Annotated in this window: 8 protein-coding genes; 1 reads left to right on the top strand and 7 read right to left on the bottom strand. The window is 78.5% G+C overall.

The features are described from left to right. Positions 1-61 precede the first annotated feature (61 nt). The 6 genes from Q0848_RS04905 to Q0848_RS04880 all read right to left on the bottom strand — a co-directional run bounded on the left by Q0848_RS04905 (position 62) and on the right by Q0848_RS04880 (position 9,014). Positions 62-2,284 carry a prolyl oligopeptidase family protein gene (locus Q0848_RS04905; protein WP_299035620.1) on the bottom strand — a complete coding sequence of 741 codons (2,223 nt, stop codon included), beginning with the start codon at positions 2,282-2,284 and terminating at the stop codon, positions 62-64. Positions 2,285-2,363: 79 nt separating this feature from the next. Further along, a complete protein-coding gene (locus Q0848_RS04900) occupies positions 2,364-3,011 on the bottom strand; it encodes a pyridoxamine 5'-phosphate oxidase family protein (RefSeq protein ID WP_299035617.1) in 648 nt (215 codons plus the stop codon). A gap of 129 nt (positions 3,012-3,140) precedes the next feature. Then, complete coding sequence (locus Q0848_RS04895; RefSeq protein ID WP_299035615.1) at positions 3,141-5,696, bottom strand: FtsX-like permease family protein; 2,556 nt, start codon at positions 5,694-5,696, stop codon at positions 3,141-3,143. A gap of 3 nt (positions 5,697-5,699) precedes the next feature. Continuing rightward, a complete protein-coding gene (locus Q0848_RS04890) occupies positions 5,700-6,413 on the bottom strand; it encodes an ABC transporter ATP-binding protein (RefSeq protein ID WP_366146433.1) in 714 nt (237 codons plus the stop codon). A 307-nt stretch (positions 6,414-6,720) separates the two neighbouring features. Beyond that, positions 6,721-7,473, bottom strand: coding sequence for a response regulator transcription factor (locus Q0848_RS04885; protein ID WP_299035609.1), 753 nt, complete (start codon positions 7,471-7,473; stop codon positions 6,721-6,723). Beyond that, positions 7,470-9,014 carry a sensor histidine kinase gene (locus tag Q0848_RS04880; protein WP_299035606.1) on the bottom strand — a complete coding sequence of 515 codons (1,545 nt, stop codon included), beginning with the start codon at positions 9,012-9,014 and terminating at the stop codon, positions 7,470-7,472. The genes Q0848_RS04885 and Q0848_RS04880 overlap by 4 nt, the downstream gene beginning before the upstream one ends. Before the next feature lie 229 nt (positions 9,015-9,243). On the opposite strand from Q0848_RS04880, the gene malQ reads away from it, so the two are divergent. After that, a complete protein-coding gene (gene malQ / locus Q0848_RS04875) occupies positions 9,244-11,421 on the top strand; it encodes a 4-alpha-glucanotransferase (protein ID WP_299035603.1) in 2,178 nt (725 codons plus the stop codon). Here the strand turns inward: malQ and Q0848_RS04870 are convergent. Further along, positions 11,399-12,202 carry a hypothetical protein gene (locus Q0848_RS04870; protein ID WP_299035600.1) on the bottom strand — a complete coding sequence of 268 codons (804 nt, stop codon included), beginning with the start codon at positions 12,200-12,202 and terminating at the stop codon, positions 11,399-11,401. The genes malQ and Q0848_RS04870 overlap by 23 nt on opposite strands. Between the last annotated feature and the right edge of the window lie 78 nt (positions 12,203-12,280).

The following is a 12,280-nucleotide window of genomic DNA, read 5'->3' as shown; positions in this document are numbered from 1 at the left end:
CCTCAGACCTGCGCTTCGTCGCACTCGTCGGCCCTGCCGCTCGTCGGTCGGCGGTCGGGCGTCAGGGCACCTGCGCGACGTCCAGGCCGAGGCGCTCGCCCAGGAAGGCCAGGACGTCGGCCGTCAGCGCGGTGGACCGGCTGAGCGCCCGCGCCCCGTGGCCGACGTCGGCCTCGCGCCGCAGGAGGACGGGTGACTCCTCGACGGGTCGCGACGTCGCCGCCTGGAGGGCCGCGCACAGCTTGCGCGCGTGCAGCGGATCGACGCGGCTGTCGCCGTCGAAGACGGTGAACAGCGTGGCCGGGTAGGGCTCGTCCGCCCGCACGTGGTGGTACGGCGAGTGCGCCAGCAGCCAGCCGAGCTGCTCGGGGTCGGTCGCGTCGCCGTACTCGCCGGCCCAGGTCCGCCCCAGGCCGTGCAGCTGGTAGCGCACCATGTCGAGCAGCGGGGCCGAGCACACGACGGCCGCGTACGCACCCGGCCGCCGCGTGAGCGCCGCACCGACGAGCAGGCCGCCGTTCGAGCCGCCGTAGATGCCGAGGCGCTCGCGCGTCGTCCAGCCGCGCGCCACGAGGGCGTCGGCCGCCGCCTCGAGGTCCTCGTACACCCGCGGCTTCTCCGGGCCCATGCCGGCGCGGTGCCAGTCCTCGCCCTCCTCGCCGCCGCCGCGCAGGCCGGCCTCGGCCCAGACGCCGCCGGAGCGGACCCACGCGAGCGTCGTCGCCGACCACGTCGGGCGCAGCGAGATGCCGAAGCCGCCGTAGCCGTAGAGCACCAGCGGGGCGCCGGCCCGCGGCGCGCCGTCGGCGTCCAGGGCGTCGGCGCGGGCGGTGACGAGCACGCGCACGGTCGTGCCGTCGGTGCTCGTCACCTCGAGCTGCTGGGTCCGCGTGGGCACCTCGGGGCCGTCGGACGCCGGGGCCCCGGGCGGGCCCTCGACGAGCTCGAGCTCGCCCGTGCGCGCGTCGTAGCGGTGCACGTGCGGGAGCGTCGTGGGGTCGGTGAAGGTCAGCCACACCTCGGAGCCGCCCTCGGGGCGCGACACGAGGCCGCCCACGCTGCCGGTCCCGGGCAGCTCGACCTCGCGGAGCAGGGTCCCGCCCGCGAGGTCGTGGACCGTGACGCGGCTGACCGCGTGCGTCGTCCAGGCGGCCAGGAGCACGGGCTCCTCGCCCAGCTCCGGTCCGTCGAGGACGGTCCACCCCTCCAGGACGGCGTCGTCCCGCTCGGCGAGCAGGTCGCGCCAGGCGGCGGGCCCGGGGTCGGAGGGGTCGCAGACCGCCAGGCGGCCGCGCGGGGCACCCAGGTCGGTGCTCACGTACAGGCGCCCGTCACGTCCGACGCGGGCGGACGTGCTCGCGTCCTCCCCGACGACGACCTCCCGCAGCGGGGGAGCGGCCGCGGCCGTCGACCCCTCGCCGAGGTCGGCCAGCCAGACGTCGCTGCGCGGGTCGGTGCCCACGGCGGCCGTGACCGACAGCCAGCGCCCGTCGCGCGAGAGCGAGACGCCGTAGTAGGTGCGCAGGTCGCGCCCGGCGCCGAAGACCTCGACCTCCTCGGACTCCGGCGCCCCGACCTGGTGCAGGACGACGCGGCGGTGGAACTGCGCCTCGTCGTCGGGCACGAGGTCGGGCGCCAGGCGCCGCACGCAGAAGAAGGCGTCCCCGCCGGGGAGCCAGGCGACGGGGGAGTAGCGCGTGCGGTCCAGCGGTCCGTCGACGACCTCGCCCGTGGCGACGTCCATCACCCGCAGGGCGCTCTCCTCCGAGCCGCCCTCGGAGAGCTGGTAGGCCAGCAGGTCGCCCTCGACGCTCGGCTGCCAGGCGTCGAGCGTCGTCAGCCCGCGGGGGTCCAGGGCGGCGGGGTCGACCAGGAGCCGCTCGACCTGCGCGCCGTCCGGGCTCGCGGGGTCCGCGGGCTCGCGCAGGAGGAGGACGGCGTGCTCGGCGCCGGGGTCGCGCCGCACCGAGAAGCGGCGCGCGCCGCGCCAGACCGGCACGCCGACGCTGCCGGCCGCGAGCAGGTCCCTCAGCCGCCCCTGGACCTCGTCCCGGCCCGCCCACCCGGCGCGGTGCTCGGCGAGCAGGGCGTCCTGCTGGGCGGACCAGGCGCGGGTGTCCTCGGCGTCGGCGTCCTCGAGCCAGCGGTAGGGGTCGGCCACGCCGACGGTCGAGCCGCCGACGGCCAGCTCCTCGACGACGTCGTCCCGGCGCGCGGGCGGGTACGGCCGGGGCGAGGCCGACGCCTCGGGGCCGAGGAGGGGGAGGTCACCGGGGGAGGTCACGAGCCGCACGGTACGTGCGCCCTGCGCGGCGGGGGCGCTGCGCGTCCGCCCGCTCGCGACCACGTCCGCGGCGGGGAGGTCAGGAGGTGCGGTAGAGGCCGTCGGCGTAGGCGGGCCCGTAGTAGGCCTCGAGCTCCTCGAGCGCGGCGTCGGGTCGCTCGAGCGCCCGGGCGATCTGCCGGCGGGCGGGCACGGCGCCCGGGTCCCAGGAGTCCGGCTCCCACAGCCGCGAGCGCAGGAAGGCCTTGGAGCAGTGGTGGAAGACCTGCTCGACCTCGACGAGCAGGGCCAGCTGCGGGCGGTGCTCGCGCACCACGAGCTCTGCGAACCAGGGGGCGTCGCGCACCAGGCGGGCGCGGCCGTTGACGCGCAGCGTGTCGCCGCGGCCCGGGAGGAGGAAGAGCAGGTCCACGTGCGGGTTGGCGAGGACGTTGCGGAAGCCGTCGACGCGCCGGTTGCCGGGCCGCTCGGCCAGGGCGACCGTCCGGTCGTCCAGCACGAGCACGGACCCGGCCGGGTCGCCCTTGGGGGAGACGTCGCACGTGCCGTCGGCGCCGGACGTCGCCAGCAGCCAGAACGGCGAGGCCGCGAGCCACTGCCGGTCGAGGTCGTGCAGGCGGTCGCGCTCCTTGCGCACGGCGCCGGCCGACGGCTCGCCCACGAGCGCTCGCAGCTCCGCCTCGTCGGCGACCTCGACCACGTCCGCCCCGGCGGGCTGCTCGTCCACGGCGCCATCCTGCTCCTCGCCGAGCCGGTCGGGGCCCGCCCGCGGCGACGGGGCGGGGGCGGTGGTGCGGCCCCCTGCGCCGCACCACCGCCCCGGCACCGCGCCGGGGGACGTCCCCGACCGCCGGCGTCAGGCCGCCATCGCCGCGACCGGGGGCGTGCGGGCCGCGCGCCGCGCCGGGAGGAGGGAGGCGGCCATCCCCGCCGCCGTCGCGACGACGACGACCGCCGCGACCTGCAGCCACGGCACGTCGAGCACGATCGGCGCCTGGGCGGCGAGGGCGGAGGCCGTCCCGGCCAGCCCGAAGACGACGCCGAGGCCGACGCCGAGGACGGAGGCCACCCCGGCCACCAGGCCCGCCTCCCACAGGAGGGTCCTGCGGACGTCGCCGGCCGGCTGGCCCAGCGCCCGCAGGAGCCCGAGCTCCTGGCGGCGCTCGACGACGGACAGCGCCAGGGTGTTGCCGACGCCGACGAGCGCGATGACGACGGCCACGCCGAGCAGCCCCGTGACGACCAGGAGCAGGACGTCGAGGACCTGGTCCAGCCCCTGGCGCACGAGCACCGCGCCCGCGACGTAGGAGTCCGGGGCGACGGCGGACGCCGTGGCGGTCAGGGCGTCGACGGTCTCCGACGCCGCGGCGCCGTCCGGGTCGTCGATCGACGCCCAGACCTCGACGACGGGCGGGGCGCCGAGCAGCCGCTCCAGCTCGGCGGCGGCGACGACGGGGTAGTCGCTGCGCCCGTCCACGCGGACGACGAGATCGACGGCGGAGGCCGTGCCCGTGGCGGTGACGACGTCGCCGTCGGCCAGGCCGTTGACCTCGGCGTAGCCGGGGCCGACGCGCACCTCGCCCTCGGCGGGGGCGACGGCCGTGGAGGAGCGGACGACGCCGTCGACGGCGGCGGGCAGACCCAGGACCGCCTCGTCGGGGACCTCGCCGAGCTCGACGAGCCCGCCGGTCACCGCGGCGGCGCCGGTGACACCGGGCGTGCCGGCGACCTGCTCGAGGAGCTCGGCGGGCAGGCCGGCGTCCTCGTAGGGCCCGCCCGGCGAGACGACCTGGACGTCCGCGGGGTACTGCGCCTCGAGCTCGGTCGTCGTCGTGGCGCGGACGGAGGCCGCGCCGACGACGAAGGTGCTCACCAGCGTGACGCCGACCAGCAGCGCCGTCGCCGTCGCCGCGGTCCGGCGGGGGACGCGCACGGAGTTGCGGGCGGCCAGGCGCCCGGGCACGCCTCCGACCCGGGCGAGCAGCCGGCCGGCGAGCCCGACGGCCGCGGGGATCGCGCGCTGGCAGAGCAGGACGACGCCGAGGAAGGTCGGCACGCCCGCCGCGACGCCCACGAGCAGCTCGCCCGCGACCGAGGCGTACGCGAGCAGCGCGGCCCCGGGCACGAGGAGCACGAGCCCGAGCACCAGGCGCAGCACGCCTCCGCGCGAGCGCAGCGGCACGGGGTCGAGCGGGCGCAGCGCGGCCAGGGGAGCCACCCGCGTCGCGACCCGCGCGGGGCTCGTCGCGGCGGCGACGGTGACGACGGTGCCGAGGACCACGCCCGTCAGCAGCGCCCACCACGGCACCGACAGGTCCGCCAGCGGGACGGGGGAGTCGAGGCGACCGACCACCGCCGAGCCGAGGGCCACCAGCGCGACCCCGAGCGCGGTGCCCAGCGCCGAGGCGGCGAGCCCGGTGCCGAGCGCCTCGAGGAGCACCCCGCGCCGGAGCTGGCTGCGCAGGGCGCCGACGCAGCGCAGCAGCGCGAGCTCGCGCGTCCGCTGGGCGAGCAGCACCGCGAAGGTGTTCGCGATGACGAGGCCGGCGACGAGGACGGCGACCACCGCGAAGGCCAGGAGAACCGAGAAGAGCTGCAGCGCACCGCCCGTCGCGTCATCGACGAGCTGGTCGGTGTGCGCCTCGGCCGTCAGGGCGGGCGCGGGGACTCCGAGGGCGTCCTCGGCGGCGGCCTGGACCGCCGGCACGAGGGCGTCGGGGTCGGTGCCGTCGGCCGCCGCGACGCGCAGGGCCTGGGCGCTCCCCGAGCCCCAGGCGGCGACCTGCTCGGCGGTGACGTGCAGCTGCGGCATGAGGGAGGCCATCGGGTCGCCCCCGGTGTCGAGGACCCCGACCACGGCGAGCTCCTCGGGGGCGGGCTCGGCGGGGACGTCGTCCTCCGACGTCGCCGGCGGCGCCTCGGGGACGACGGTGACGGTGCCGCCCGGTGCGACGTCGAGGCGGTCGCTCACCGCGACCTCCCCCGTGCGCTCCGGCAGCCTCCCCTCCGAGAGGCGCTGCCAGCGCAGCGGCGACCCCGCCGGCTCGACCGTGCGGACCTGGGCGGAGGTCGAGGCGCCGTCGTCGCCGACGGCGGCCGTGGCGTAGGCCTCGGTGTCCAGCGCGACCGCGGTGACGCCGTCCACGGCCCTGACCGCGTCGACCGCGCCGGCCAGCGACGGCGCGGCGGCGTAGGGGTCGTCGACGTCCTCGGGGAGGAGGTCGACGGGAGCCTCGACCACGGCGGCGGCGGGGACGAAGGGCGCCGCGAGGGCGGCGCGGACGGTGGCCGAGGCGGTGGACCCCCCGACGAGCGTGACGACGACGAAGGCGACCGCGATGACGACGGCGGTGGCGCTCGCGAGCAGGCGCCCCCAGTGGTGGCGGAGCTGGGCGAGGGTCAGGCGCAGCACGTCTCAGCCCCCCAGGGCGGCGAGCGCGGACAGGACGGTCTCGGCGGTGGGGTCGTGGACCTCGCCCGCGAGCCGGCCGTCGGCCAGGAGCACGACGCGCTCGGCGTACGACGCCGCGACCGGGTCGTGCGTGACCATGACGACGGTCTGGCCGGTCTCGCGGACGGCGCTGCGCAGCAGCGACAGCACCTCGGCGCCGGCGCGGGAGTCCAGGTTGCCGGTGGGCTCGTCGGCGAAGACGACGTCCGGGCGCGGCAGGAGGGCGCGGGCCACGGCGACGCGCTGCTGCTGGCCGCCGGACATCTCCGACGGGCGGTGGTGCAGCCGGTCGGCCAGGCCGAGCCGGCCCGTGACCTCGGCGAACCACGCCGGGTCGGGCTCGCGGCCGGCGAGCGACAGGGGGAGGACGGCGTTCTCGCGCGCCGTCAGGACGGGGAGGAGGTTGAAGGCCTGGAAGACGAAGCCGATGCGGTCGCGCCGCAGCCGGGTGAGCTGCTTCTCCCGGAGCCCGGTGATCTCGGTGGACCCGACCCACGCGCGGCCCGACGACGCCGTGTCGAGCCCGGCGAGGCAGTGCAGCAGCGTCGACTTGCCCGAGCCCGAGGGGCCCATCACGGCGGTGAAGGTGCCCCGGCCCACGCACACGTCCACGCCGTCGAGCGCGGTGACGGCTGCGTCGCCGCGCCCGTGCACCTTGGTGAGGCCCTCGGCGCGCACGGCCGCCGTGGTGACGTCGTCGGGCGCGGCGCGGTGCCCGGCACCCGGGTCGAGGGTGGTCGTCGAGGTGGGCGGGGCGGGGCGCACGGGGCCTCCTGGGTGCGGCGAGCGGGACGTCCTCCTCCTCGGAGGCGGCTGTCCCGGTGGACGTCTCGACGCTAGGAGGCCGACCGCGGCGCCCGCGTCGGCCGCTGGTCTGCTCCGCGGCCCGCGCCGCGGCGTGGTACGTCCGCCGCCGGGACGACGCCCGGGTCGCCCTGCGCGCGAGCGGCGGTGCGACGTCAGACCGTGGTCGGACGTCGCGGTGTCAGTCCGCGGCGTCGCGCAGGAGGTCCTCGGGCTGCACGAGCCCGCAGCGGTAGGCGAGGACCACGGCCTGCACGCGGTCGCGGGAGCGCGTCTTGGCCAGCACGCGGCCGACGTGGGTCTTGACCGTGGCCTCGGAGACGAACAGCCGGGCCATGAGGTCGCTGTTGCTGGCGCCGCGGGCCATGAGCTCGAGCACCTCCCGCTCCCGGGGCGTGAGGGAGGCGAGCGCGGCGGCGTCGGCCGGCGGGACCGTCGGGGCCGGGGCGGCCCGCTCCTCAGGGGCCGCGCCGCCCGGGCCGTCGGCCGGGGGGCCGGCCTGCAGCATCGGGCCGACGTGCTGCAGGAGGGCGCGCGTGGCGCTCGCGGCCATGACGGCGTCGCCGGCGTGCACGGTGCGGATGGCGCGCAGCAGGTCCTCGGGCTCGGCGTCCTTGAGGAGGAAGCCGCTGGCACCGGCGCCGATGGCGCTGACGACGTACTCGTCGAGGTCGAACGTGGTCAGCACGACCACCTTCGGGGCGTCCGGCCGGCTCGTCAGCTCCCGCGTCGCCTCGATGCCGTCCCGGCGCGGCATCCGGACGTCCATGAGCACGACGTCGGCCCGCACCTGCGCGAGCAGCTGCAGCGCCGCGTCGCCGTCACCGGCCTGGCCGACCACCTCCAGGTCGGGCTGGCTGTCGACGACCATCGCGAAGCCCGCTCGCACGAGCGGCTGGTCGTCGACGAGGACGACCCGCACGGGGGCGCTCACGAGCGGCTCCCGGAGCGGACGTCCGCGGCCGGGCCCGCCGGCGTCGCCGTGCGCGGGCGGGCGGGCACGGCGTCCGGCACGTGCGCGCGGACCCGCCAGCCCCCGCCCGGCACGGGACCGACCTCCACGGCGCCGCCGACGAGGTCGGCTCGCTCGCGCATGCCGACGAGGCCCTGCCCGCCGGGGGCCGCCGGCGCCGCGCCCGCCCCGCGGCCGTCGTCCACCACCTCGACCTCGACGGCGTCCGCCAGCCACCTCAGGACGACGCGGGCCCGGGCGCGGGGGCCCGCGTGCCGGAGCACGTTGGTCAGCGCCTCCTGCGTGATCCGGTAGACGGCGAGGCCGGGGCTGGGCGGCAGCATGCGGCGCTCGCCGTGCTCGTCGAGCACGACGTCGAGCCCGCCGGCGCGGACCTCCTCGACGAGGGCGGCGAGGTCCCCGGAGCCGGGCTGCGGGGTCCTGCGCGCGGCGTCGTCCTGGCGCAGGACGCCGAGGAGCCCGCGCATGTCCGTCAGCGCCTGGCGCCCGGTGCCGGCGATGGTCTCGAGGGCGCGCACCGCGGCGGCGGGGTCCGCGCGGGCCGCGTACCGCCCGCCGTCGGCCTGGGCGACGACGACCGACAGCGAGTGCGCGACGACGTCGTGCATCTCCCGGGCGATCCGCGCCCGCTCCGCGGCCGCGGCGATGACGGCCTGCTGGTCGCGCTCGGCCTCCAGCAGGCGGGCGCGCTCGGTGAGCGCCGCCTCCTGCGCGACGCGGACCCGGGACAGCTGCCCCACCGACCAGGCGGCGACGACCAGCAGGCCGATGGCGCCGGCGGCGACCGCGCCGATGACGGGCTCACCGGCGGGGATCGCGACGAACCGGGCGGCCGCGAGGACGGACGCCAGGAGCCCGGTGACGAGGACGAGCCTGCCGGCGCGCCGGGAGCCGTAGGCGACGACCGCGTGGACGGTGACCAGGACCGCGACGAGCCCCGGGTTGGTCAGCTCGCCGACGGCGAGCACCACCAGCCCGGCCGCGACGACGAGCGCGAACGTGGTGCGGGGGGCGGTGCGGCGCCCCGCGAGCGGCAGCACGAGCAGGACGCACTGGAGCCACAGCGGCACGGCGCTCCCGATGTCCACCCCCGCGGTGGAGAAGGCGAGCAGCACCGCGGCGAGCACGGCCGTGGCCACGTCGACGGCGAGGCGGTGGCTCCGCAGCCACACGACCGCGCGCTCGCCGACGCCCGGCGCGTGGGCGGGTCGTCCGTCCGGGAGGGCGGGGGTCGGGCGTGACGGGCGGGGGACCCGGCGTGACGCGCGGCGGACGGGCTCCGCGCCCGCGTACCGGTCGTCCTGGTCCTGGTCCTGGTCCTGGTCCTGGTCCTGGTCCTGGTCCTCCACGGCGCGGCGGGAGCCCCGCAGCCACCCGGCCGCGCGCCCCCCGACGCCCGTCGGGCGGGCGGGTCCTCCGCCCGGGGGGTCGGCGTCCCGGCGCGACGGGCGGCGGGCGGGCTCGGCGCCCGCGTAGCGCACGTCCTCCTCCTCGACCCCCACGCCGCGACCGTAGACGGGCGGTCCGACGGCCGGCGTCAGCCCGTGGTCGGACGTCCGCCGGTCCGGCGTCGTCGCCGTCGGGGAGGGCTCCGGGAGCGCTGCCGCCGCCGGGCCACGACGCCCCTGCTCTGGCAGGATCGCCGGGCGTCGCCGGGCCCGCGCCGGCGGTCCCTCCCCGCGGGGTGCGGGTCCTCGCCGCACCCTCCTCGCACATCTCGGACGGAGCACCATGCCCGACGCCACCGCCACCCCCACCGGCGACGCCCCGCCCTCGGAGCGGCTGCAGGAGCTGGCCCGCCGCTACGGAGTCGCCGTCGAGTACGACGACTGGCAGGGCCGCCACGTCGACGTCCCGGCCAGCACCATCGTCGCCGTCCTGGCGGCCCTGGACGTCGACGCCGCCGGCGAGGACGCCGTCGAGGCGGCGCTCGCGGCGGCGGAGCTGGCGCCCTGGCGCCGCACGCTGCCCCCCGTGGTCGTCCTGCGCGACGGGCGCGTGGGCGAGGTGCCCGTGCACGTGCCCCACGGCGAGCGCGTCGCGTGCGAGCTGGTGCTCGAGGAGGGGCGCGTCGTCCCGCTCTCCCAGCTGGACCGCTGGACCGACCCGCGCCAGGTCGACGGCGCACCCGTCGGGCGCGCGGTCTTCGCCGTCCCCGCCGACACCCCCCTCGGCTGGCACGAGGTCCGCGTGCGGGTGGGCGACGTCCCCGGGGACGCCGAGCCGACCGCCACGGCGCCGCTGGTCCTGACCCCCTCGGTGCTGGAGCTGCCCGAGGGCGTGCGGGACGGCCAGCACTGGGGGCTGATGGTCCAGCTCTACTCCGTGCGCTCGCGGCTGTCGTGGGGCCTCGGCGACACCGCCGACCTCGCCGAGCTGGCCAGCTGGAGCGGGGGCGAGCACGGCGCCGACTTCGTCCTGGTCAACCCGCTGCACGCCGCCGAGCCGGTGACGCCCATGGAGCCCTCGCCGTACCTGCCGACGACGCGGCGCTTCGTGAACCCGGTCTACATCCGGGTCGAGGACGTGCGCGAGACCGCCTACCTGTCCTCCACCGACCGGGCGCTGCTCGAGTGGGCCGCCGAGGAGCAGCGGGCCGCGTCCGCGCAGGGCGCGCTCGTCGACCGCGACGCGGTCTGGTCGGCCAAGCGCTCGGCGCTGCGCACCGTCTTCGACGCCGGGCGCACCGCGGCGCGCGAGGCCGACTTCGAGGCCTTCCGGGCCCGCGAGGGGCAGGGCCTGACCGACTTCGCCACCTGGTGCGCGCTCGCCGACCGCTTCGGGCTGCCCTCCTCGCAGTGGCCGGACGAGGCGCACCAGCACGGCAGCCGCCAGCAGGCGCACCTGGTGGCCGACGTCGCCGACGACGTCCGCTTCCACGAGTGGCTGCAGTGGGTCGTGGACTCCCAGCTCGAGGCCGCGCAGCGCACCGCCACGCGGGCCGGGATGGCGCTCGGAATCATGCACGACCTGGCCGTGGGGGTGCACCCGACGGGCGCCGACACCTGGACCCTCGGGCCCGCGCTGGCCCGCGGCATCACCGTCGGCGCCCCGCCGGACGCCTTCAACCAGCAGGGCCAGGACTGGAGCCAGCCGCCGTGGCGGCCCGACGGGCTCGCCGACCTGGCCTACGCCCCCTACCGCGACATGATCCGCACCGTGCTGCGGCACGCGGGCGGGGTCCGCGTCGACCACGTGATGGGCCTGTTCCGGCTCTGGTGGGTCCCGGCGGGCCTCGGCCCGGAGGCGGGCACCTACGTGCGCTACGACCACGAGGCGATGGTCGGCGTCCTCGCGCTGGAGGCCCAGCGGGCCGGCGCCGTCGTCGTCGGCGAGGACCTCGGCGTCGTCGAGCCGTGGGTGCGCGACCACCTGCGCGAGCGCGGGGTCCTCGGGACCTCGGTGCTGTGGTTCGAGCGCGACGGGGAGGGCGCGCCGCTGCCCCCCGAGGAGTGGCGCGAGCTGTGCATGGCCACCGTCACGACGCACGACCTGCCCCCGACGGCGGGCTACCTGGCGGGCGAGCACATCGACCTGCGCGACCGCCTCGGGCTGCTCACGCGCGACGTGGCGGAGGAGCGGGAGGTCGACGAGCGCGACCGCGCCTCGGTGCTGGCGCAGCTGGCCGAGCGCGGTCTCGTGCCGCAGGACCCGACCGAGCGCCAGCTCGTCGACGGCCTGCACCGGCTGCTGCGGGCGGCGCCGAGCCGCCTGCTCGGCGTCTCCCTGCCCGACGCGGTGGGGGAGCGGCGCACCCAGAACCAGCCGGGCACCTACGACCAGTACCCGAACTGGCGCGTCCCGCTGGGCGACGGCGCGGGCGACCCGGTGATGCTCGAGGACCTGCCGTCCCGTCCTCGCGTGCGCTCGCTGCTGGAGGCGCTGCTCAGCGACGCCCCGCCGCGGTGAGGCGGCACGCCTCCGCCCACCGGTCGGAGGCGTGCACGTCGTCGTGCCGGCCGGTGGGCGCGGGCGGCCCGGCGCTCCCCGCGACGAGCGCGACCGCGTCCGCGAGCAGGTCGTGCAGCGCGGCGTCCGGGTCGGTGCCGACGGCGCTCGCGATGCCCGCGGCGGAGCACGTCACCGCGAACGGCGCCCCGTGGCGGCGGTAGGCGCGCACGGCGCGGTCGTCCTCGCGGGCGCCCCGGGGGCCCGACCGGCTCCGGGAGGGCGCGCCCACCCCGCGCGTGGCGGTGACGAAGCGGCGCGCCCAGGCGGCGGCGAGCGGCACCTGCTCGAGGACCGCCCGCGTCGCGGCCGTGCAGTCGTCGGCGGGGCGCCCCTCGAGCCGCGCGAGCGCGTCCTCGCCCGTCAGCAGGGACACGGCGAGGGCGTGCTGGCGCTCCTGCGCGGCGACGGGCAGCGCCCGTCGCGCGCACAGCAGGGCGAGGCGCGCGTCCGTGGCCGGGTCGTCGTCGTGCAGTCCCACCACGGAGGGCACGAGCAGCCCCAGGCGGGCGCGGGCGGCGTCGCTCGTGCGGTCGTTGACGTCGCGCGCCAGCTGCGCCAGCAGGGGATGGGTGCAGGCCGGGTGGTCGCTCCAGCGCTCACCGGCGAGGAACGAGGCCATCTCCATGAAGCAGGCCCCGGTCCGGGGGCTGCGGTGCCGCCCGCGGGAGAGCACCGGCATCGCGGCCGGGACGGCGCCCGCGGCGGCGCGGGCGGTGGTGGGGCGGGTGTCGTGGTCCACGTCGGCCTCCCGGGCGCTCCCGGCGCCGGGAGCGGACTGCGCCCCGCGCCGGTCCCCGCCAGTGTGCGAGCGCGCCGC

Origin of the sequence: uncultured Pseudokineococcus sp., assembly GCF_947495735.1 — a bacterium.
Classification (GTDB): Bacteria; Actinomycetota; Actinomycetes; order Actinomycetales; family Quadrisphaeraceae; genus Pseudokineococcus.
This window is presented reverse-complemented; position numbering and strand designations above follow the sequence as displayed.